Consider the following 20,097-nt stretch of genomic DNA (forward strand, 5'->3'; position numbering starts at 1 on the left):
ATGCTTAGATGTAATTGATGACATGCCGACAAGAAAACCCGTCCCGCAGCCGCTCCTGAACCGCGCGCGCATACAGGGCGGCCTCGTGTCGTCCTGGCAGTGCGACGCTGTCGGCGTCGGGTCGTCGCAGCGCCGCAACCTGGTGGCCGGAGGTTCCTGGCAACGCGTGACACGCGGAGTCTTCGACACGGGCGCCGTCCCGAGCGGGCTGCACCCCTTCGACGTGGGCCGCCTGAGGGCTGCCTGGTCCGCATTGCTGACCAACCAGCGCGCGATCGCTGTCGGGGCGTGTGCGCTGGTGCTGCACGGGGTCAAGGGCCTCCCCCGCCGGGTCGTCCCAGAGGTGACCGTTCCGCACGGTACGGCGCGCAAGGCGCGGGACGGCATCGTCTTCCGGCAGTACGTGACGGATCTGGAGACCGTAGAGATCGCCGGCCGCGAAGTGGCCACGGTGCGGTGCGCGCTGGTCCAGGCCCTGCCGGCTCTCTCCCGCGACCAGGCGGTCGCCTGCCTGGACAGCGCCCTGAACCAAGGCCTGATCCGGACGGATGACATCGCGGTGATCCGACGTCGGCTCGCGAACCGCAAGGGGGCACTGAAGGCGATCCCGTGCCTGCCGCTGACAGACGGCCGAGCCGAGTCGCCGCCGGAGAGCCACGCTCGCCTGCGCAGCCACGACGCCGGCATCGCTCCCGATGACCTGCAGCGCGACTTCTTCGATGCCCGGGGCCGGTTCCTTGGCCGGGCCGACCTGGTCTGGTACCTGGGCGACAGCCGGTGGCTGATCGTCGAGATCGACTCCCAGGAGTTCCACGGCGCCGATCGCCAGATCCGGCACGACGCGACCCGGCAGAACGGTCTGGTCGGCGAAGGACAGAACATCATCATGCGGTTCTTCCCGTCGCACGTGACCGGCGGCCATTTTGTCGGTGAAGTCGCTCAGGTCCTGACCCGGGAGGCCTGGCAACCGGGCCGAAAGCTGCCACCGCGGGTTCGGAACCACCGTCAGGCCGGACGGCGAAGATGACCATGCGCTTGCTGCCAAGAATGGCCTGATCTTGGCAGCAAGCGCATGGTCATTCGGCAGTCAGGAAGACGGCCCGCAGGGCGAGCTGGGTGCGGTCCCGCAGCTCGAGCTTGCGCAGGGCGCTCGAGACGTGGTTCTTCACCGTGCCCTCCGTGATGTAGAGCATGCCGGCGATCTCCCGGTTGGTACGGCCCTCCCCGACCAGCGCGACGACGTCCCGCTCACGCCTTGTCAGGAGCGCGACCCCGTGGAACCCAGAAGGCCCGACCTGCCGCTCACCACCCGCGACGACCTGCGGCTCTGCGGCGACCTGGGGCTCCGTCGCGACCTGCGGCTCCGCGACGGACTGCGGACCGAGGTCGAGTCCGGGATCGGCAGGCCCGACGGCGTCGGCGTAGGGCGCCCCGGTCAGCCCCAGCCCGATCGTGGCTCCGAGGGCGACGACGGCCATCTCGACCAGGGCACGCTGCGGCTCGTCGGGCGTGAACGCCATCTGCACGGCGCCGAGCGTGCCGACGAAGCCCGCGACGATCCACACCGCAACGGACAATCGATGGGCCCGGCCCAGCGCCGCGACCGCAACCACGAGCAGGAGAAAGTGCCAGCCCGCCGTCGCCGTGAAGCCCAGCAGGGCGACGGCGACGAGGAACGCGGGCGCGACCCAGCGACCCTGACCGGAGCCGTCCCAGGGCAGCCACGCCCACAGGACCACCACGGCGACGATATGCACGGCCACAGCGACCAGGCGCGCGGTCCCCGCCGCGGGTGCCCCGACGATGGCGCCGATCACCAGCGCACCGACGATCACCCAGAACACCACGGTGAAGGCGACCGGCCGGTTCGGGGCGCGGAGCAGGCGTGACCAGGGGGGCATGCCGCCAACTCTGCCAGGTGCGGTGCCGCCGTTCCAGGGCCATGACCCCGGCCATGACCTCGGTCATGTGCCCCAGGGTGGATGTGCCGGGCCCGCCCCGGAACCTAACGTCCCGGCCATGTGGACCGCACGCCCTGTCTGGGCCATCCTGCTCACCGTCCTCGCGACGTTCGTCGCCGCCTTCAGCTCCGCCGTGGCACTCGTCGTGCCTGCCTCGCTGCCCCTGTGGCAGAGAGTCGTCGCCGGGTGCGCCACCGCTCTCGTCGCCGTCGGCCTCGTGGTGCTCTGGCGACGTCACCTCGTCCGCCGGCCATGGTCCGGCGTCGCTCTGTCCTGGTCCTGGCGGGCCCTCGGCCACAGTCTGCTCGGTATCGGGGTCGCCGCGGCCGCGATTCTCGCCGCGCAGACGGCCTGCGTCGCGGTCGATGCCTGCGCGTGGGTTCCCCTCAGCAGTGCGGGCATTCCGCTCTCGACCATCCTGGTCAGTACGTTCATCAGCGCCGTCCTGGTCCAGGGATTCCCCGAGGAGCTGCTCTGGCGTGGCAACCTGACCGACCTGCTCGGCCGGCGGTGGGGCCCCGGCGTGGTCCTGCTCGTCACCTCTGTGGCCTTCGGCATGCTGCACCTGGTGTCCAACGGTTCTCAGGACGGCGTCGGTGAGCACGTGCTCTACGTGATCATGGCGACCGCGCTCGGGTTCGCGTGCGGCGCCGCGCGGCTGCGCACCGGGTCGACCTGGGCCGCTGTGGGCGTGCACGGCGGTTTCCACCTCGCGAAGGGCCTCGTTCCGGCCCAGCCGGAGCACCTCGCCGTCCTCCTGGCGGCCTGGACGGTCACCCTGGTCGTGGGCGGGCTCGCGCTGCTCCTCGTCCGCCGCCCGACCAGATCCCGGAGTCACGCCACCGCCGATCGGCCGTGAGCTGACCGCACCCGAGGATGGTGTGACTCAGGTCATAAGCGGTTCGGAAATACTATGTGGTTCACGAACGATTGACGCTGGAGGCTGTTTCGGCCGCACCCAAGAGACCTCCAGGAGGACCCGACCATGGCAAGACTGCTGCACATCGACGCGAGCATCCAGGGCGAGAGCTCGGTCAGCAGACAGCTCACCGCCCGCGCCGTGAGCGCCTGGCGCACCGCACACCCCGACGGCACCGTGACCTACCGCGACCTCGCCGCGAACCCCGTGCCGCACTTCGACGCCGCCGCCAACCTCAGTCGAGGCCTTCCGCGGGAGCAGCACACCCCTGAACAGGCCAGGTCATGGGCGCTGATCGAGGAGCTGGTCGGGGAGATCGCCGCAGCGGACACCGTTCTGCTCGGTCTGCCGATCTACAACTTCGGAGCGCCGAGCACCGTGAAGGCATGGCTCGACCACCTGATCGCACCGGGTCTCGCGGTCGATCCGGAGACCCGCGAGGGCTTGCTGGGCGGCTGCGACTTCATCGGCATCGTCTCGAGGGGCGGCGGCTACGCCGAAGGCACGCCACGGCACGGCTGGGACCACGCGTCGGCCTGGCTCCCCCACGGCCTCTCGCTGGTCGGGATCGAGCCACGCTTCATCACCACCGAGCTGACGCTCGCCCCCGTCACGCCCGCGATGGCCGGGCTCGTGCCGCTGGCCGAGGAGAGCCGGCGCCAGGCGGAGATCGAGATCGACGCGCTCTGGGCGCCCGCGGTGGCGAACACCTGAGCGACTGCTCACCGCGTAACTCCGCACGTCACGGCCCCGCGCCCCCGTAGAGTGGTGGCGCGGGGTCGCGACGACGAAGGAGATGCCGTGGATGAGCTGCCGGTCCTGGACCAGTCTGCGCGCCGGTCGGGCGCGCTCATCGACTACCTCGCCCGTCATCTTCGTCGGCGGTCCGAGTCGGCGCTGATCCCCCTCGACCTGCGCACCCGGCACCTGGTCGCCCTGACGGTGCTCCGCGCCCGGGGCGACATCACCCAGCGCGACCTCGCCACGGACCTCGTGCTCGACAGCACCAACATCGTCGGACTGCTCAACGAGCTGGAGGGCCGGGGCCTGGTCGAGCGGCGGCGCTCGACGGAGGACCGGCGTCGGCACGTCGTCTCCCTGACTGACGCCGGCGTCAGCCTGCTCTGTCAGGCCGAGACCGCCCTCGCCGCCGTCGAGGACGAGGTCTTCGAGGCCCTCGGCCCGAGCCAGCGCGACCAGCTCCACGAGCTGCTCAAGGCCGCCACGTCCCCCAGCGAGCCCGACACCTGGTGCTGAACGGGCGTCAGCCCACCGAGACGTTCACGGTGTGCCAGCCCGTGGCACCGTCCGGCGCGGGCGGGGCCTCTGCGTCGGTCTGGACCAGCCCGTCGGCGTCCGTGGCGCGGACCTCTAGCGTGTGGTCGCCGGCGTCGAGGTCGATCGACGCCCGCCACTGGCGCCACGTGTCCGCGCCCACCGTCTCGGCGAGCTCTGCGGGGACCCAGTCGCCGTCGTCGGCCCGGACCTCCACCGCGCCGATACCGGTGTGGGGCGCCCACGCGACGCCGGCCACCGTCACCGCGCCGGGTGCCACCGACGCGAACCCGCGCGGCACCTCGATACGCGACTGCACCTTGACCGGGCCGAGGGCCGACCAGCCGCGCGGCGTCCAGTAGCCCTGGTCGGCGGCGAAGGTGGTGACCTCGAGCGAGACGACCCACTTGGTGGCCGACACGTACCCGTACAGGCCGGGCACCACGAGCCGGGCGGGGAAGCCGTGGTCCACGGGGAGCGGCTCGCCGTTCATGCCGATCGCGAGCAGGTTGGCCCGGTCCGGGTCCTGCAGGACGTCCAGCGGCGTCCCTGCGGTGAAGCCGTCGTCGCTGCGGGAGAGCACCATGTCCGCGCCCCCCTGCGGCTTGGCGCGCTCGAGCAGAGCCCGGATGGGGTAGCCGAGCCACAGGGCGTTGCCGACGAGGTCGCCGCCCACGGGGTTGCTCACGCACGAGAGGGTCACGTAATGCTCCTCGAGCGGCAGCGCGAGCAGCTCGTCCCAGGTGATCGTGAACGGCTCGTCCACCATGCCGTGCACCTCGAGGGACCACTCCGCCGGGTCGAGCTGCGGCACCCGCAGGGCCGTGTCGATGCGGTAGAACTCCTGGTTCGGGGTGATGTAGGGGACCAGGCCGTCGACCTCCAGGTCGGCGCCGGCAGGCACCGCCGGCGCAGTCCTGCGCGCGGCGGGCAGGCGGATCTTCTCGCGCACCGCGTTCACCGCCGTCGTGCCCGCCGACACGACGCGCGAGCCCACCAGGGCCAGCACCGTCACGCCAGCGGCGATCCCGGTGACGACCAGGAAACCGCGCCGGTTGACAGTGCTGCCCGACGCGGCGCGCAGGTCAGCGACCGGCCGCAGCCGTGCCATGGCTTGCCGCAGCAGGATCATCGCGCCACCGATCCCGACGATGCTGGGCAGCGCCCACAGCGGCGTCGCGCCCGGGCGCAGCATCGCGACGATCGCCCCGACCACACCGACGGCCGCGATCAGCAGTGCCCCCGACGGCGGGCGACGCAGCTCCAGCAGACCGGCGAGCGCCGCGCCGAGGGCCAGCACCACGCCCATCGACCCGAGCAGCACCGCCTTGTCGTTGGTGCCGAACGTCTGCACGGCGAAGTCCTTGAGCCACGGCGGCACGACGTCGATCACGGCGGCACCGCCGGCGAACAGGGTGCTCGCGCCGGGTGCGACGACGGCGGCGACGAGCTCCGCGACGGCCAGCCCCGCGGCGCCTGCGAGGACACCGGCCAGGGCGGCCCACCAGGTGTCGTGCGGGGAGCGGTCGGCCCGCGCGCTCACGGAACTGTCGGTTGCCTGGGTCATACGCTCAGCCTGGCACGCGGGAAGCGAGTTCACCGAGGCCCGGAGCGGACCGTCATGAGCCTGTAAGGAAAGGCAGCGCAGGGACCTCGCCGGCACCCTGGACGTGGCTTCGGTCTGTTTCGAGCGCGCCGGTTCAGGCCCCCGTGCCGCGCACGATCTTCGAGTTGTGCGCCTGCGCGCGCGGCCGGATTGTCACCAGGTCGATGTTGACGTGGTCCGGGCGGGACAGGGTCCAGGCGATGGTGTCGGCGACGTCGTCGGCAGCCAGTGGCGTGTAGCCCTCGTAGACGGCGGCGGCCTTGTCGGCGTCGCCGCCGAACCGGACCAGCGAGAACTCTTCGGTGGCCACGGCGCCCGGGGCGACCTCGATGACACGCACGGGTTCGCCCGCGATCTCCCAGCGCAGCGTCTGGGACAGCATGTGCTCGGCGTGCTTGGCACCGGTGTAGCCGGCGCCGCCCTCGTAGGCGCCCTGGGCGGCGGTCGAGGTCACGTTCACGACGTCGGCGACGCCCTTGCCCGCACCGGCCTCGCGCAGCAGGGGCAGCACGGCCTTGGTGACCCGCAGCGTGCCGAGCACGTTGATCTCGTACATGCGGCGCCAGCCGTCCAGGTCGGCGTCCTCCACGCGGTCCAGGCCGAACGCGCCGCCCGCGTTGTTCACCACGGCGTCGAGCCCGCCGCTGGCGGTGAGGTGGGCCGCGAGGGCGGTCACCGCGTCGTCGTCGGTCAGGTCGATGACGTAGACCTCGCAGCCCGTCTCGGCGGCGAGCGCCTCCAGGCGGTCGGCGCGCCGGGCGGCGGCCACGACGTCCCAGCCGTCGGCACGCAGCCGTCGCACGGTGGCGGCTCCGATGCCTGACGACGCCCCGGTCACCAGGGCGCGGCGGTTGGGCGTGGTCTCGGAGCCGGTCTCGGGGGCGGTGCTGTCGCTCATGGCCGCACTGTAGTGCTTGCCTCTCAGCGGAGCAGACCGGCCGCATAGCCGCCGAAGAGGGCGGCGACGAGCCCTGCCACGACCAGGGTCGCCACGATCCACACCCACGGCACCCAGCGCGGCGGACCGTGCTCCTCGTGGCCCTGGGGTGCGCTCACCTGGTCGGATGCGGGCGGGGTCTCGCCCGGCTGGAGGTTACCGCTCGGGGGCATCGTGCGGCCGTCCGGCTCCGGGTCGGGGTTGTGTGCTGCCGGGTTCTCCGGGTCGTTCGTCATGGTGGAGCTCCCTGCGGTCGGGGTCTGGTCCACCGTAGGCATCGTCGTCCCCGGTCGCGCGCCGGACCTGGTCCGGCAGGCCTGGTTCGGTCGGCCGGGTTCGGCCGGCCAGGTTCGGCCGGCCTCGTGCCCGCCCGGCGTCCGTACGACGCCGAGAGCGAAGACGCAGGGGGTCCGCAGGTCTGCCGGTGTATCGTCACGACCGGGTCGCGGGCCCTGCTTTGGCCCGCCGATGCGGCGCTCACTGTGAGCCGCTTCCCGCCTGGACGCGAGATGGCGCGTCGCTGCTCACCCCATGGCCGTTCGCGGCTGTGGGCTGTTCGTCGACCCTTGGAGCCATCGCGTGCACCCCCACCGCGTCCGTCCTGCTGGTGCGTTCGCACTGCCCGCCATCGCCGCCGTCGCGGCGCTCTCCCTCGCCGCCTGCTCGGCCAGCGCCTCCGGCGAGACCAGCGCCGAGGGCGCGCCGTCGTCGTCGGACGGCTTTCCCATCACCCTGGACAACTGCGGGTTCGAGACGGAGGTCGAGGCGCCGCCGGAGCGTGTGGTGACCGTCAAGTCGTCGACCACGGAGATGCTGCTGGCGCTCGGCCTGGGCGACCGGATCGTCGGCTCGGCGTTCCTCGACGGGCCCGTACCGGACTCGCTGGAGACCGTGCCCGCCGTCGAGGAGCCGTTCGCCTCCGATGCGCCCGGCTCGGAGGCCACGCTCGCGCTGGAGCCCGACCTGGTCTATGCGGGCTGGGAGTCGAACCTGACGGCGGAGACCGCGGGCGACCGCGGGACCCTCGCCCAGCTCGGCGTCGCCACGTACGTCTCCCCCGCGGCCTGCAAGGAGGACGGGTACATGCCGGACCCGCTCACCTTCGACACCGTGTTCGCTGAGATCGAGGAGGTGGGCGCCCTGTTCGACGCCGAGGACGCCGCGACGAGGCTCGTGGCCGAGCAGCGGGCGGCGCTCGACGCGATCGAGCCGGACGACCGCGGTCTGACGGCCCTGTGGTGGTCCTCGGGCGACGACACCCCTTACGTGGGCGCCGGCATCGGCGCACCGCAGATGATCATGGCGGCGGCCGGGCTGACCAACGTCTCGGCCGACGTCCACGACACGTGGACCTCGCTCGGTTGGGAGAACGTCGTCGAGGCCGACCCCGACGTCCTGGTGCTGGTCGACGCCGCGTGGAACCCCGCCGACGCGAAGATCGAGACGCTGGAGTCCAACCCCGCCACCCGCGAGATGACGGCGGTCAGGGAGGGGCGCTACGTCGTGGTGCCGTTCCCGGCCACCGAGGCCGGCGTGCGGAACGTCGACGCCGTCGCCTCGGTGGTGGACCAGCTGGCGGACCTGGACCGGTGAGCCGCCGCTGGTCGAGTCCCGCGAGACCCGGGCTCGCCCTGCCCGTCGCCGCGCTGGTGCTGATCCTCAGCATCGGCGTCGCGGTGACCATCGGGCCGGCGGACCTCGCCCTGTCCGAGGTCGGCCGGTCGGTGGCGACGCACCTCGGGCTCGGCGGAGCACTCGGGCTGGAGCCGCTGCCGACCCTGCGCGACGGCATGGTGTGGCAGCTGCGGATGCCCCGCATCCTCACGGCCGCCGCCGTCGGCGCGGGCCTGGCGCTGTGCGGCGCCGTCATGCAGTCGCTGACACGCAACCCGCTCGCGGACCCGTACCTGCTGGGGCTGTCGTCGGGCGCGTCGCTCGGCGCGGTGCTCGTGCTCCTCGCCGGCGTCCCGCTGCTGCTGCCGGTCGCGGCGTTCGTCGGCGCGGTCGGGGCGCTCGCCCTCGCGCTCTCGCTCGCCGGTGCGCTCGGCACGATCACGCCCACCCGCACCGTGCTGGCGGGCCTCGCGATCAGCCAGCTCTGCGCGGCAGCCGTGTCGTTCGTGATCTTCTGGTCGGCCAAGGGCGACGCGTTCCGCGAGGTCCTGTCGTGGCTCATGGGCTCGGTCGCGTCGGCGACGTGGACGTCGGTGGCCATCGCGGGGGGCGCCGTCCTCGTGCTCGGGACCCTGCTGGCGCTGACCGGGTCCGTGCTGGACGCGTTCACGTTCGGGGACACCGCGGCAGCGGCGCTCGGGGTGCCCGTGAACCGGGCACGGTGGATCCTGCTGATCGGTGTCGCGCTGCTGACGGGGGCGCTCGTGTCGCAGAGCGGGTCCATCGGGTTCGTCGGGCTGATCCTGCCGCACGCCGTGCGGCTGTTCACCGGCGCACGGCACCGCCTCCTCCTGCCGCTGTCGGCGCTCGCCGGGGCCTCGTTCCTGGTCTGGGCCGACACCCTGGCCCGCACCGTGTTCGAACCGCGCGAGCTGCCGGTCGGCATCGTCACGGCCGCGATCGGCGCCCCGGTCTTCGCCGTCCTCCTCTGGAGAGGAAACCACCGGTGAGTGCTGGATACTCGCCGTCCACGACGGCCGCGACAGAACAGATATCCAGCACTCGACGACGGGGGCTGGCGGCCGAGCGGGTCTCCTGGGAGATCGACGGTCGGCTGATCCTTGACGACGTCGGGGTGCTCGCCCCGGCCGGCGCCGTCACCGGGCTGCTCGGCCCGAACGGCTCCGGCAAGTCCACGCTGCTGCGGACCCTGGCGGGTGTGCAGCAGGCCGGCCGTGCGGCGCCGCCCGCCATCGGGCGAGCGCCCGACGAGCTGGCGTCGTCCGGCGCCGGGCCGTCCACGACGTTCGACGGGGCCGACCTGGGTGCGCTGCCCCGCCGCGAGCGCGCCCGGGTGCTCGCCCTCGTGGAGCAGGACGCAGGCACCGACCTCCCGCTGTCCGTGCTCGACGCCGTGCTGCTGGGCCGGATACCGCACCGTTCCCTGCTGGCGGGCGACTCGGACGCCGACCGGGCCGCCGCGCACGCGGCCCTCACCGCTGCCGGGGCCAGGGAGCTCGCGGAACGTGAGGTCGGCACCCTGTCGGGCGGCGAGCGCCAGCGCGTGCACATGGCCCGTGCCCTGGCGCAGCAACCGCGGCTGATCCTGCTCGACGAGCCGACCAACCACCTGGACATCGCGGCCCAGCTGCATGCCATGCGGGTGCTGCGGGAGCTCGCGGCGGACGGGGTGACCGTCGTCGCCGCCCTGCACGACCTGAACCTCGCGGCGTCGACCTGCGACCACCTGGTCCTCCTGGACGGTGGCCGGGTCGTCGCGGCCGGGCCGGTCGGCGAGGTGCTGGTGCCGGCGGTGCTGGAGCCGGTGTACGGGGTGCGGGTCGACGTGCTGACGCACCCGCGCACGGGTCGTCCGGTGCTCTCCTTCGAGCGCGGATGAGGTCCGAGCCGACCGCCGGCCGGCGCTCGTGCCGCCTCCCGGGCTGACGGATCGGCCGACCTGAACCATGATGGGAGCCATGGCCGCTCCAGATCTCGTCGTCAAGGCAGGCAAGGTTCTCAACCCGTGGGTGCTCCGCATCGCCGGACGCGTCCCGCCCTGGGTCGTGCTGCACCACGTCGGACGGAAGTCCGGCAAGAGGTACACCACTCCTCTGGTCGCGTTCGCGGCCCGGCCCGAGCACGAGATCCTGGCCGTGCTGCCGCTGCCGTGGGGCGCGGGTACCGACTGGGCCCGCAACACGATGAGCTCGGGGACGGTCCGGCTGACGCGTGCGGGTGCGGAGTTCGTCGTGAACGACGTGCGGCTCGTGCCCGCTTACGAGGCCGTAGGTTGGCTGGCATCCGTGCCGTCGAAGCTCCTGTCGGCGGCCGGCGTCGAGGAGTGCCTGGTCGGGACCCTGCGCCCGGCCTGACCCCGCAGGTCGGGCCGGTCGGCGGAGCTGGTCGGCCACGTGTCATCCTCGACCCTCGCGCGGGAGTATGTTTCGCGTCGTGAACCTGCGCACAGCCACACTGTCTGATGCCGCCGCGGTCGCCCGGGTGCACCACACGACCTGGGTGACGACCTACGGGCAGATCCTCCCGCCCGAGTTCTGGGCGACGGCCACGCTCGAGCGCCGCACGTCGACCTGGGAGAGATGGCTGGCGAACGGCGCTACGCCCCTCGTCGCCGAGGTCGACGGCGAGGTGGTCGGCATCGCGATGTCCGGCGACGCCGTGGAGCAGGACGACGTGCTCCCGATCCGCGGGCGGCAGCTGTACCTCCTGTACGTCCTGGCGGCGCACCACGGGAGCGGTATCGGACAGGCGCTCCTGGACGCCGTCGTGCCGCCCGGTACCGGCGCACAGCTGTGGGTGGCCGAGGACAACCCGCGTGCCCGCCGCTTCTACGAGCGCAACGGGTTCGTCACGGAGGGCACCCGGATCGTCGACGCGAGCACCGCCGACCTTGCCGAGGTACGCATGGTCAGATAGTCGGGTTACGGTTCCACCCATGTCTGACTTCCACATCCGCGCCTCGACACCGGACGACGCCGTGGGCGTCGCCGCGGTGCACTGGACCACCCGGCGCGCGGCCTTCGGCGAGCTCCTGCCGCCCGAGCACTGGGAAGCCGAGACGCTCGGCACCCGCACGGAGGGCTGGATGCGCATCCTCGCCGCAGGCAACAAGGCGCTCGTCGCCGAGGTGGGCGACAAGATCGTCGGCTTCGCGATGAAGAACCCGTCCGGCCCGCACCTGGGCCACGCACCCGCACGGGCGGTGGAGCTGCACGAGCTGTACGTCGACCCGAACTTCCACGGCACCAACGTGGGCCATGCCCTGCTGGAGAACGCCCTCCCACCCGGTACGCCGGCCCAGCTCTGGACGTTCGCGTCCAACCCTCGCGGGCGCAAGTTCTTCCAGCGTGCCGGCTTCCTGCCCGACGGCGTCACGGCGACCGACCCGGACACCCACGTGCTGGAGGTCCGGCTGGTGCGCTGACGGTGTTCGGCCGGCGGGGTGGGTGGTCGGTGGCAGCGCGTGGCCGACGGCAGCGCGTGGACGGTACGGGGACTCAGGAGCGCGAGGCGCCGAACCGCAAGTTGCTGTCGGTGCACGGCTCGCCGGTCCGCAGGTTGTTCGTCATCCTGATTGCCGAACCGCAAGTTCATCGTCACGCGCACGCCGAACCGCAAACTAGTCGTCATCCTGATCGGCGAACCGCAAGTTGCTCGGCACCTCCGTCGCCGAGCCGCAAGAAGGTCGTCTATCCAGGCGCTCAAGCACGCGCAACATTCGGTTGGACGCCGCAGACCACGCTCAACTTGCGGCTCGGCACGCTCCGCCCAGCCGATGGACGTGCAAGTTGCGGCTCGGCACGCTCCGCCGAGCCCATGCACGCTCAACATGCGGCTCGGCGGGAAACCTCTCGATCGAGCGAACGGCCCGTGCCAGGATTGCGGGCATGACCAGCGCACACAGCGTCGAGCTCTTCGATGATCCTGCGGCCGTGCTCGCCGTGACGGGCGATCTGCTGGCCGCGGAGCCGGTGGTCTGGAGCGTCGTCGCGTCGGTGACGCATCACGCGGCGCGGTCGTTCGTCCCCGGCGTGCCCCGGCCGGAGCACCCGATGTGGTGGGCCGTGGTGCGGAGCCCGGCAGGCGCCGTCGTCGGGGTGTCGATGCGCACGATGCCGCACCCGCCGCACACGGTCTGGGTACCCGCCCTGCCCGACGACGCCGCGCGGCTGCTGGCCCGGGCCGCCCTGGACCGGACAGCTCGCGCCGGTGACGCACCGCTGACCTCGGCGAACGGCCCCGTCCCCGCCGTCAGGGCGTTCACCGACGAGGTGCTGCGAACGACGGGCGGGACCACCCGTGAGGGCATACCGGACAGGCTGTGGGAGGCGGCGCGCATCACGGCGCCCGAACCCGCGCCGTCGGGCCGCGCACGCCGTGCCACGCTCGACGACCTGGATCTGGTCACCGCCTGGTTCGAGGTGTTCCACGCGGAGGCGGACGCCCAGGCGGGGCGGACTCCGGACGCCGAACCCTTGCGCATCGAGGGTGCCCGGCGCTGGATCGGCGAGGGCGGCGTCTGGCTGTGGGACGTCGACGGCGAGGTGGTGCACCTGACCGGTGTACGGCCGCCGTCGTTCGGCGTGGTCCGGGTCGGTCCCGTCTACACGCCGGCCGAGCACCGCGGACGCGGGTACGCCCGCGCGCTCGTGGCGGAGGTGGCCCAGCAGGTGCTCGACGTCGGCCACCGGGTCTGCCTGTACACCGACCGGGGCAACCCGGTCTCGAACCGGGTGTATGAATCGATCGGGTTCGAGCCGGTGCTCGACCAGGTCAATCTTGTGGTGGAGCAGTCGGCGGCACGTGCGACAAGGTCAGCGACAAGTGCAGCGACGGGGAGAGGCTGATGGGACGCAGGGCGATCATCTTTCACGGGACCCACGCCGAGCCCGGCTGGATCTGGTATCCGTGGCTCGGGGACCGGCTGCGCGGGCGGGGGTACGACGTCGAGATTCCGCACCACCCCGGGACCAACACGGAGCCGATCGGTACCTTTCTGCCGAAGGTGCTCGCCGCGCACACCTTCGACGAGGACACCGTGCTGGTGGGGCACTCGGGCGGGGCGGCGCTGCTGCTGGCGCTCCTGGAGCACCTCGACGTCACCGTGGCGCAGGCCGTGCTCGTGGCCGGGTACTCGACGCAGCCGAACGACAACCCCGAGCCGGTACTGCAGGACGCCTACGACTGGCCTGCGATCCGGTCCCACGCTCGCGAGCTGGTGTTCCTGAACTCGGTGACCGACGAGTTCGGCTGCGACGCGGAGCAGGGCCGGGCCCTGTTCGACCGCCTCGGCGGGACGCTGGTGGTGCGCGACGACGGGCACTTCGTCTCGGAGACGCTGGAGCTGGTGGACCGGCTGATTCCCTGAGTGCTCGACGTGAAAGGTGATCGCATGCACTTGGTTCCGTTGCACCCGACGGCCGAGGCCGCCTTGTCCCGCTTGGACGACGCCGATCCGACCCTGCGCGACCTGGCGAGAGCCCTTGCCGATGAGCCTGGGTGGGTGGTCGGCGACCTCTTGGCCACGATCGAGAACGACGTCAGCGACAGCGCAGCTCGGCTCGATCGGGCGGTGCTGCTGCTGGCGGCGAGGCACGAGGCAGAAGTCTTCGGCGACAGCTATGTGCGCTGCGAGTACCTGCTGCTGGGCGCGCTCGACGTGCTGGGCGACGACGACCGCTCGGCGCGCGCCCGCGCGGACTTTCACGTGCTGATGAGAGACCGGGCGGTCGCCGAATACCTGAAGCTCGTGCCACGTCCCCGGCCCGCGGGTGCCGCACGCCCGTGCCTCGTGCTCGTGGCCGGTATGCCCGGCACGGGCAAGTCCACGCTGGCCGAGTCGTTGGCGTCCGCACTGCAGGCGCCGGTCTTCTCGATGGACTGGCAGCTCGGCGCCCTGGTGCCGTTCGGGACGCTCCGCCCGGACAACACGGGGCCGCTGGCGGACCTGATGCTTGTTGCGGCGGCGGCCCGCCAGCTCCAGCTGGGACTTGGTGCGGTCATCGATGCCACCGGCCACACCCACGAGTTCCGCGAACGACTGGAGTCTCTTGCCGCGACCCTCGACGCGAGGTTCATCGGCGTGGAGTGCGTGTGCTCGGACGAAGCCGCCCACCGAGGTCGGGTCGAGGGTCGTGACCGTGGGATCCCGGGCTGGCCGGCGACCGTCACCTGGGCACACGTGCAGCGGATGACGGAGCGCTGGGAGGCCTGGCACCAACCCCACCTGGTCCTGGACACCGCCCAGGAGCTCCCGGAGGCCTCGCTACGACGAGTCCTCGGCCATGTCAGACATGCGCCTGCCGTACGTAACACAAGCCACCTCCACGCGCCGATATCCGTCCAGCAGTGACGGCTCGTAGATCGCGAGGGATCGGGTCATTCAAGTCGTCGTCCACGCATCGGCACGGAGGATCCTGGCCATCGTTTGCCTTGGGATTATCTGTATCGCGGCAGAGGTGTTAGTGATGCCACGCGACGCCGTAACCGGTCAGCGTGTGCCCCTTGTCGGTAGAATGGCGGCGAGTGGACGAACTCTCGCGCCAGGCCTAACAGATAGAGTTTAGAAGAATGATATCGGATCAGAACAAGGCTGCCGTCAAGCAGCTGGTCGAGGGGCTAGGAACGAATGGCAGCCCCAACGCCTTTGACGTTCTTCACGACGATGCAGTATGGACCGTCATGGCGGACGCCGACACCTTCCCCGTCTCCGGCGACATGCCAAAGCCCGCGTTCATTGAACATATGAGGAGGTTCCGCGACTCACTCCCCAGCGGCATACACGTGTCAGTGACCAGTGTCATTGCAGATGAAGCCAACGCGTCCGTTGAGGCAACGTCGAACGCGCTCCTCGCTAACGGACAGACGCTCAATCAGGTATATCATTTCGCGTTCGAAATCGAGGGCGGCAAGGTCGTCAGAGCAAGAGAATACATCGATACCGCCCGCGCCCTGTCCGCGTTTTCCAGTAAGCACCCTGCCGGCAGCTCGACTACAACGAAGATCCGATTTCGATTGGACCGCGATGAGGACGGCTGGCCACCGGCGGAGTCGGAAGGAGTCTGGGCCGAGCCCCTCGGAAACGACCGCTACCAGATCGTCAACACGCCGTGGTTCATCCGCGGAACGTCCGCCGAAGACGTCGTCCGGGCCCTTGCTGATGACGACGGTGTGCTGTGGTTCTCGGAGACGCTCGTCCACGGCGGGCATCAGACGATCAGGATCATTCCGCGTGACGACGGGCGCCTGAACGGCGATCGTCAAGCAGTCCTCGATGCGTTCGCTCCGTTGAACATCTCGGGCGAAGGCCTGAGCGATCAGTTCCGCATAGTCGCGCTCGACATCGGCCCCGACACAGACGTGGCTGCCGTGAAGCAGCTGTGCATCGACGGCGAAGCCGACGGACGGTGGTACCACGAGGAAGGCAATGTGACGCCGGAGTGGATCGCATCCTGAGAGCAGATCAGTGGACGACCGCTCACCCAGAACGCGCGATGTACTGCTGGGCGAGTTGCCGACATCCCGGAGGCGGTTCTCGCAGTTGGCCTGGGTGACTGATGGCCGTCAAGATGGAGCTATGGCTACCCAGCTCTGGATCACCGGCGACCCCGACACGGACAGACTCCTGAGCGAGGACCCTTTCGCGCTCCTTACTGGCATGTTGTTGGACCAGCAGTACCCGATGGAGCACGCGTTCGCCGGCCCGCGCAAGATCCGCGACCGCATGGGCTCGTTCGACGTGCACGCCATCGCCGACGCCGACCCGGACGAGTTCGTGACCATGGCGACCACTCCCCCGGCGATCCACCGCTACGGGCGGTCCATGGCGGGACGCGTCCAGGACCTCGCCCGCACCGTCGTCGACGAGTACGACGGCGACGCCGCGAGGATCTGGACCGCGCCCGGCTCGGACGGCGGCGCCCCGACCGGCCGTGAGGTGCTGCGGCGGCTCAACGCGTTGCCCGGTTACGGGGAGCGCAAGGCCAAGATCTTCCTCGCGCTGCTCGGCAAGCAGCGCGAGATCCAGCCCGAGGGCTGGCGCGAGGCGGCCGGCGAGTTCGGCGAGGAGGGCTCGCACCGCTCGATCGCCGACGTGACGAGCGCTGACGCGCTGCTCGAGGTCCGCGCGTTCAAGAAGGCACAGAAGGCAGCGGCAAAGGGCGCAGGCTGAGAAGACGCCACCGAACCGCCCAACCCGGCGAGCTCAATCGGGCACGACCTCGACGTAGCGTCTTGCCTCCTGGTAAGAGGCCGAGTCCGACATCGCATGCAGGTGTTCGAACGCCTCGGCGAGGTCGGCTTCGTCAGCCGCACCGAAGCTGACGAGCCGGACCACGAAGCCGGGCCCCTCCGCGACACATTCGAGTGCGGTCTCGCCGCTGTCGAAGGGCAGCTCGTGGCATTCCTTGAATGTGAGGCCGCTCGTGGAGCGGTCGTCGTACACCGTCGCGGTCGAGCTGACATGAACCTCGTCGCCGTCCGGCATCAGGTACACCGCGACGGAGGATCCAATCGGGCGATCCACTTCGGGCACACGAACCTCCGCACCATGTGGGACGCCGAGCCTGCCAGGGGCAGGGCCACATGTCACCGGATTCCGGCGTCTGAATCCGCCCAGACGCGTCATGCCGCAGACACGCGCAGCGCGGTCAGGCCACCTCTCGGACCATTGCCACAGCCTGCTGCATCCCGTATCGGGATGACAGCAGGTCGAGTAGCTCGTCGATGCTGCGGGCGGGGTTGGTGTAGCGGGTACTGATCTGCTCCAGGGCGCGCAGGGCCGTACCAGGTGCGATGGAAACCGAGTCAGCCGCGAAGCGGGCAGCGGTCACGACGGTGATAACGTCCGGCAGCAGCTTGGCCGGCAGGTCCTTGACATTGTCACTGACGATAACGCCCGCACCGCCAACAACCGCGGCGGCGACCAGGTGTTCGTCGTCCGGATCGGGCAGACCGTAGGTGCCCTCCAGCGGTTCCCAGCCAGAGATGCACGAATCGTCAAAGGCCCACCCCACCTGGTCGATCAGCCGCCGGGCCGCCGCTTCTGCCTGCTCCGGCATAGCGCCGCGGCGCACCCGCTTGTCCGCCTCAACGCGGACGAGCTCGTCGAGGATGGCCTGCGACCAGATGGGTCGGTACAGGCCCTCAGCGGCCATGCTCAGGAGGAAGTCCCGCTGCAGGCTCGGCCACAGCACCGAGGTGTCCAGAAGAGCCGTGAACACGAGTCACCCCCGCCGTGCTGCCGCCGCGGCTTTTCGCGCCTCACGCAATCGCTCGATCATCTCGGCAGGGTCGTCCTCGTCATCGATGTCCACCGACGTGGCGGCCAGCATCGCGTACTGGCGCGCCCGGCGCCGCGCACGGTAGGCGAGCACGTCGCTCAGCAGAAGGCGACGACGGTTCCCGTTCCGCTCGGCTGCAAGCTCGCCCGACTCAATCATCCGCACCACTGTGGGGCGAGACACTCCGAGCAGGTCAGCCGCCTGCTGCGTGGTCAGCTGCGGCTCCTGCGGAGACACTGTGACCGCCTTGCCCGCCGCAAGCGCCTCGACCACTTGCACCAACGCCCGGTACACGGTTCTGGGCAGCTCGATCTGCTCACCCTCACCACCGCCTACGAGCAGGAACCGGCGAGCAGGCTCGGTTCCACGCCTGTCGGCGTGCGCGGCAAGGAAGCTGAGCACCTCGGCCGCGCCGGACGCGGACTCCTCCGGGACGTACGTCTGTGATGCCAGCTCTGCGCTCATAGCTCCTCCTCAGTGGCCATACGAACGTATCGTACCTGGTTTCGTAACGTTCGAATAGTGACGTGAAGGGCCCGCAACCGCATGGGCGTTCGACGTGCACGCCATCGCCGACGTGACGAGCGCTGGCGCGCTGCTCGAGGTCCGCGCGTTCAAGAAGGCACAGAAGGCAGCGGCAAAGAACACCGGCTGACCTCGGGAGACCCGGCCGCCCCACTGGCCTGGTATGCCACCGACGGGCCAGTGGGGCGGCCGCTACTCGCTACTAGCCGGTGGTGTACAGAGCGTCCGACGGCGCAGAGGACGGCGCAGAGGACGGCTCCTGCGCCGGCTCACCGGCCCCCGCAGGCGCAGGCGCGGACTCAGAGGGAACGCTGGGGACCGGCGACGGCTCGGCGGGGGCGCCCGACGGCTCGCCCGACGTGGACGGCTCGGCAGGAGCGGCCGACGGCTCGTCCGTGCCGGTCGCCGCGGACTGCTCGGCGGGAACGCTGGGCACCGGCGTCGCCTCGGAGACTGCCGACGACGGCGCGACCGCCGGCTCCTCTGGCTCCGCGGCACTGGCCGTCGTACAGGCGGTGGCCAGCAGCGCGACGGCGAGAGCGCTGCCCGCTGCGGCGGCGCCTCGTACGGTGGCGCCCCAGGGGCTTCGACGGCGGACCGGGCTGCGGGTCGTGGACGGGAGAGAATTCGATCGGTAGAGAGTCACACATCGGTCAGTGTGCGTCGGGACGCGCCTCATGACAGTCCTCGGGTGTGACGAGGCAGACGCACCCGAGGTGTCATGCGAGACCCGCTGCCGGACACAGACCGTTGAGCAGGCCCACGCCCGTCCCCCGCCATCTGGAGACCACCCTGTCCGCCCACACCGAGCCACGTGACCTCGAGGCAGGCCCGCTCACACCGGCGCAGACCGAGTCGCTGTTCACCGAGCACGCCCGTGCGGTGCACCGGTACGCGCGCACCCGGCTCGGCACGGCCGAGGCGGAGGACGTCGTGGCGGAGGTGTTCGCCATCGCCTGGCGCAAGGGCGAGATACCCGACGACCCACGGGCCTGGCTGTTCGCCATCGCCCGCCGGGTGCTGGCCAACCAGGTCCGGGCAGAGCGACGACGCACCGCGCTGGCAGAACGGACGTTGCGCCACCCGGCGGCTCCGGGTCCGGACGACGCTCGCCTCGTGGACGAGCTCGACGTGCTGCGCCGGGCGCTGGCGTTCCTACGCCCCGCTGACCGCGAGGTCGTCGAGCTGCTGGCCGCGGCTGAGCTGAGCACCGCGGAGGTTGCCGGTGTGCTCGGCTGCACCACGGCGTCGGCGGCCACCCGCGTCTACCGCGCGCGACGTCGGCTGCGTGCCGCCTACCGCACCGTGACCGAAGGTCAGGAGACCTGACATGAGAAGGAAGAACGACGCCCTGACCCGCGCCCGGCAGGCCCTGAGCCAGGTCGATGCCGAGCTGGACCTCGGCCGCGCCCGGTCGGACGCGCTGGCGCGTGCCCGCTCCGGCCCGGACACACATCCAGACACGGACGACGCGGCCGGGTCCGGCGTCGAGATTCTCCGGCACGGACAGCGGCCGGCGCTCCCTCGCCGCCATACCGCGGTGTGGGCGCTGGTCGCCACGGTGGCGCTGCTCGGGGGCGCCGGGCTAGGGACCGCCCTGCTGTGGCAGGGACCCAGCGAGACCGTCCCGGGCGCGCCGGCGCCCGCTTCTCCCTTCCCCGGACCGGACCTGTCGACCACCGCCCCCGACACCGGACCGACCGACGGCCCGCGGGAGTGCGCGTCGACACCACCGTCGCCCGACTCCGTGCCGACGCCGAGAGGCCAGGGGCAGCCGAGCAGTGCACCGCTGTCACAGCAGAGCTGCGGAGCCGACCCGTCGCCATCGCCCTCGCCCTCGGGCGACCCGGCCGCCGGCACGGACGGCGTCGAGCCGTAGCGGTCGGTCCTGGCCACTCGCCTCACTGCCCCTTGACTGCCCGGCACCGGGGCGGAACACTGTGACACATATCGTCACA

Annotated in this window: 25 protein-coding genes; 17 read left to right on the forward strand and 8 right to left on the reverse strand. The window is 71.1% G+C overall.

Features of this window, described 5'->3' with window-relative positions:
- Positions 1-22 precede the first annotated feature (22 nt).
- Entirely contained in the window at positions 23-1,027 is a 1,005-nt protein-coding gene (locus APR04_RS09550) for a putative endonuclease domain-containing protein (RefSeq protein WP_253869496.1), read from the forward strand.
- 49 nt (positions 1,028-1,076) lie between these two features.
- On the opposite strand, the gene APR04_RS30455 is transcribed toward APR04_RS09550, so the two are convergent.
- Positions 1,077-1,901 (reverse strand): helix-turn-helix transcriptional regulator, encoded by an 825-nt coding sequence (locus tag APR04_RS30455; RefSeq protein WP_301312285.1) that lies wholly within the window; start codon positions 1,899-1,901, stop codon positions 1,077-1,079.
- A 118-nt stretch (positions 1,902-2,019) separates the two neighbouring features.
- Here APR04_RS30455 and APR04_RS09560 point away from each other — a divergent pair, with 118 nt between their 5' ends.
- The 3 genes from APR04_RS09560 to APR04_RS09570 all read left to right on the forward strand — a co-directional run bounded on the left by APR04_RS09560 (position 2,020) and on the right by APR04_RS09570 (position 4,137).
- Positions 2,020-2,820, forward strand: a complete 801-nt coding sequence (locus tag APR04_RS09560; protein WP_253869497.1) for a CPBP family intramembrane glutamic endopeptidase — start codon at positions 2,020-2,022, stop codon at positions 2,818-2,820.
- A gap of 126 nt (positions 2,821-2,946) precedes the next feature.
- Complete coding sequence (locus tag APR04_RS09565) at positions 2,947-3,594, forward strand: FMN-dependent NADH-azoreductase (protein ID WP_253869499.1); 648 nt, start codon at positions 2,947-2,949, stop codon at positions 3,592-3,594.
- Positions 3,595-3,681: 87 nt separating this feature from the next.
- Positions 3,682-4,137 carry a MarR family winged helix-turn-helix transcriptional regulator gene (locus APR04_RS09570; RefSeq protein ID WP_253869501.1) on the forward strand — a complete coding sequence of 152 codons (456 nt, stop codon included), beginning with the start codon at positions 3,682-3,684 and terminating at the stop codon, positions 4,135-4,137.
- Positions 4,138-4,144: 7 nt separating this feature from the next.
- On the opposite strand, the gene APR04_RS09575 is transcribed toward APR04_RS09570, so the two are convergent.
- From APR04_RS09575 to APR04_RS09585, 3 genes are all read right to left on the reverse strand, one after another.
- Positions 4,145-5,722 carry a molybdopterin-dependent oxidoreductase gene (locus APR04_RS09575; protein ID WP_253869503.1) on the reverse strand — a complete coding sequence of 526 codons (1,578 nt, stop codon included), beginning with the start codon at positions 5,720-5,722 and terminating at the stop codon, positions 4,145-4,147.
- 133 nt (positions 5,723-5,855) lie between these two features.
- Positions 5,856-6,659, reverse strand: coding sequence for an SDR family oxidoreductase (locus APR04_RS09580; RefSeq protein WP_253869504.1), 804 nt, complete (start codon positions 6,657-6,659; stop codon positions 5,856-5,858).
- Between the two features lie 23 nt (positions 6,660-6,682).
- Entirely contained in the window at positions 6,683-6,934 is a 252-nt protein-coding gene (locus tag APR04_RS09585) for a DUF6480 family protein (RefSeq protein WP_253869505.1), read from the reverse strand.
- 343 nt (positions 6,935-7,277) lie between these two features.
- On the opposite strand from APR04_RS09585, the gene APR04_RS09590 reads away from it, so the two are divergent.
- The 11 genes from APR04_RS09590 (at position 7,278) to APR04_RS09640 (ending at position 16,503) form a co-directional block, all read left to right on the forward strand.
- A complete protein-coding gene (locus APR04_RS09590) occupies positions 7,278-8,291 on the forward strand; it encodes a putative F420-0 ABC transporter substrate-binding protein (RefSeq protein WP_253869507.1) in 1,014 nt (337 codons plus the stop codon).
- Positions 8,288-9,322, forward strand: a complete 1,035-nt coding sequence (locus tag APR04_RS09595) for a putative F420-0 ABC transporter permease subunit (protein WP_253869509.1) — start codon at positions 8,288-8,290, stop codon at positions 9,320-9,322. Before APR04_RS09590 ends, APR04_RS09595 begins: the two co-directional genes overlap by 4 nt.
- Positions 9,323-9,363: 41 nt before the next feature.
- The gene (locus APR04_RS09600; RefSeq protein WP_253869719.1) at positions 9,364-10,212 is read left to right on the forward strand and encodes an ATP-binding cassette domain-containing protein; all 849 of its coding nucleotides are present in this window, start codon (positions 9,364-9,366) and stop codon (positions 10,210-10,212) included.
- A gap of 79 nt (positions 10,213-10,291) precedes the next feature.
- A complete protein-coding gene (locus APR04_RS09605) occupies positions 10,292-10,687 on the forward strand; it encodes a nitroreductase family deazaflavin-dependent oxidoreductase (protein WP_253869510.1) in 396 nt (131 codons plus the stop codon).
- Between the two features lie 79 nt (positions 10,688-10,766).
- Positions 10,767-11,249 carry a GNAT family N-acetyltransferase gene (locus APR04_RS09610; protein WP_253869511.1) on the forward strand — a complete coding sequence of 161 codons (483 nt, stop codon included), beginning with the start codon at positions 10,767-10,769 and terminating at the stop codon, positions 11,247-11,249.
- A gap of 19 nt (positions 11,250-11,268) precedes the next feature.
- Positions 11,269-11,757 (forward strand): GNAT family N-acetyltransferase, encoded by a 489-nt coding sequence (locus APR04_RS09615; protein ID WP_253869513.1) that lies wholly within the window; start codon positions 11,269-11,271, stop codon positions 11,755-11,757.
- Between the two features lie 463 nt (positions 11,758-12,220).
- Positions 12,221-13,180: a GNAT family N-acetyltransferase gene (locus APR04_RS09620; RefSeq protein WP_253869516.1), complete on the forward strand. Its 960-nt coding sequence runs from the start codon at positions 12,221-12,223 to the stop codon at positions 13,178-13,180.
- A complete protein-coding gene (locus APR04_RS09625) occupies positions 13,180-13,701 on the forward strand; it encodes an alpha/beta fold hydrolase (RefSeq protein ID WP_253869518.1) in 522 nt (173 codons plus the stop codon). Before APR04_RS09620 ends, APR04_RS09625 begins: the two co-directional genes overlap by 1 nt.
- A gap of 24 nt (positions 13,702-13,725) precedes the next feature.
- The gene (locus APR04_RS09630) at positions 13,726-14,685 is read left to right on the forward strand and encodes an AAA family ATPase (protein WP_253869520.1); all 960 of its coding nucleotides are present in this window, start codon (positions 13,726-13,728) and stop codon (positions 14,683-14,685) included.
- A 218-nt stretch (positions 14,686-14,903) separates the two neighbouring features.
- Positions 14,904-15,788, forward strand: a complete 885-nt coding sequence (locus tag APR04_RS09635; protein ID WP_253869521.1) for a DUF4265 domain-containing protein — start codon at positions 14,904-14,906, stop codon at positions 15,786-15,788.
- 121 nt (positions 15,789-15,909) lie between these two features.
- A complete protein-coding gene (locus tag APR04_RS09640; protein WP_253869523.1) occupies positions 15,910-16,503 on the forward strand; it encodes an HhH-GPD-type base excision DNA repair protein in 594 nt (197 codons plus the stop codon).
- A gap of 33 nt (positions 16,504-16,536) precedes the next feature.
- Here the strand turns inward: APR04_RS09640 and APR04_RS09645 are convergent, their stop codons facing one another.
- The 4 genes from APR04_RS09645 to APR04_RS09660 all read right to left on the reverse strand — a co-directional run bounded on the left by APR04_RS09645 (position 16,537) and on the right by APR04_RS09660 (position 18,785).
- A complete protein-coding gene (locus APR04_RS09645; protein ID WP_253869525.1) occupies positions 16,537-16,818 on the reverse strand; it encodes a hypothetical protein in 282 nt (93 codons plus the stop codon).
- A 163-nt stretch (positions 16,819-16,981) separates the two neighbouring features.
- A complete protein-coding gene (locus APR04_RS09650) occupies positions 16,982-17,554 on the reverse strand; it encodes a PIN domain-containing protein (RefSeq protein WP_253869527.1) in 573 nt (190 codons plus the stop codon).
- A gap of 3 nt (positions 17,555-17,557) precedes the next feature.
- Positions 17,558-18,079: a helix-turn-helix domain-containing protein gene (locus APR04_RS09655; RefSeq protein WP_253869529.1), complete on the reverse strand. Its 522-nt coding sequence runs from the start codon at positions 18,077-18,079 to the stop codon at positions 17,558-17,560.
- A 262-nt stretch (positions 18,080-18,341) separates the two neighbouring features.
- Entirely contained in the window at positions 18,342-18,785 is a 444-nt protein-coding gene (locus tag APR04_RS09660; RefSeq protein ID WP_253869531.1) for a hypothetical protein, read from the reverse strand.
- A gap of 104 nt (positions 18,786-18,889) precedes the next feature.
- Here APR04_RS09660 and APR04_RS09665 point away from each other — a divergent pair, with 104 nt between their 5' ends.
- Complete coding sequence (locus tag APR04_RS09665; RefSeq protein WP_253869533.1) at positions 18,890-19,468, forward strand: RNA polymerase sigma factor; 579 nt, start codon at positions 18,890-18,892, stop codon at positions 19,466-19,468.
- Between the two features lies 1 nt (position 19,469).
- The gene (locus APR04_RS09670) at positions 19,470-20,018 is read left to right on the forward strand and encodes a hypothetical protein (protein ID WP_253869535.1); all 549 of its coding nucleotides are present in this window, start codon (positions 19,470-19,472) and stop codon (positions 20,016-20,018) included.
- The last annotated feature ends 79 nt before the right edge of the window (positions 20,019-20,097 follow it).

This window comes from Promicromonospora umidemergens (assembly GCF_024171995.1).
GTDB lineage: Bacteria > Actinomycetota > Actinomycetes > Actinomycetales > Cellulomonadaceae > Promicromonospora > Promicromonospora umidemergens.

Coding starts and splice junctions, on each gene's coding strand:
- APR04_RS09585 (WP_253869505.1), bottom strand. CDS start 6,934: ATGACGAACGACCCGGAGAACCCGGCAGCACACAACCCCGACCCGGAG.
- APR04_RS09635 (WP_253869521.1), top strand. CDS start 14,904: ATGATATCGGATCAGAACAAGGCTGCCGTCAAGCAGCTGGTCGAGGGG.
- APR04_RS09605 (WP_253869510.1), top strand. CDS start 10,292: ATGGCCGCTCCAGATCTCGTCGTCAAGGCAGGCAAGGTTCTCAACCCG.
- APR04_RS09640 (WP_253869523.1), top strand. CDS start 15,910: ATGGCTACCCAGCTCTGGATCACCGGCGACCCCGACACGGACAGACTC.
- APR04_RS09560 (WP_253869497.1), top strand. CDS start 2,020: ATGTGGACCGCACGCCCTGTCTGGGCCATCCTGCTCACCGTCCTCGCG.
- APR04_RS09615 (WP_253869513.1), top strand. CDS start 11,269: ATGTCTGACTTCCACATCCGCGCCTCGACACCGGACGACGCCGTGGGC.
- APR04_RS09565 (WP_253869499.1), top strand. CDS start 2,947: ATGGCAAGACTGCTGCACATCGACGCGAGCATCCAGGGCGAGAGCTCG.
- APR04_RS09670 (WP_253869535.1), top strand. CDS start 19,470: ATGAGAAGGAAGAACGACGCCCTGACCCGCGCCCGGCAGGCCCTGAGC.
- APR04_RS09580 (WP_253869504.1), bottom strand. CDS start 6,659: ATGAGCGACAGCACCGCCCCCGAGACCGGCTCCGAGACCACGCCCAAC.
- APR04_RS09620 (WP_253869516.1), top strand. CDS start 12,221: ATGACCAGCGCACACAGCGTCGAGCTCTTCGATGATCCTGCGGCCGTG.
- APR04_RS09655 (WP_253869529.1), bottom strand. CDS start 18,079: ATGAGCGCAGAGCTGGCATCACAGACGTACGTCCCGGAGGAGTCCGCG.
- APR04_RS09625 (WP_253869518.1), top strand. CDS start 13,180: ATGGGACGCAGGGCGATCATCTTTCACGGGACCCACGCCGAGCCCGGC.
- APR04_RS30455 (WP_301312285.1), bottom strand. CDS start 1,901: ATGCCCCCCTGGTCACGCCTGCTCCGCGCCCCGAACCGGCCGGTCGCC.
- APR04_RS09630 (WP_253869520.1), top strand. CDS start 13,726: ATGCACTTGGTTCCGTTGCACCCGACGGCCGAGGCCGCCTTGTCCCGC.
- APR04_RS09575 (WP_253869503.1), bottom strand. CDS start 5,722: ATGACCCAGGCAACCGACAGTTCCGTGAGCGCGCGGGCCGACCGCTCC.
- APR04_RS09550 (WP_253869496.1), top strand. CDS start 23: ATGCCGACAAGAAAACCCGTCCCGCAGCCGCTCCTGAACCGCGCGCGC.
- APR04_RS09645 (WP_253869525.1), bottom strand. CDS start 16,818: ATGCCGGACGGCGACGAGGTTCATGTCAGCTCGACCGCGACGGTGTAC.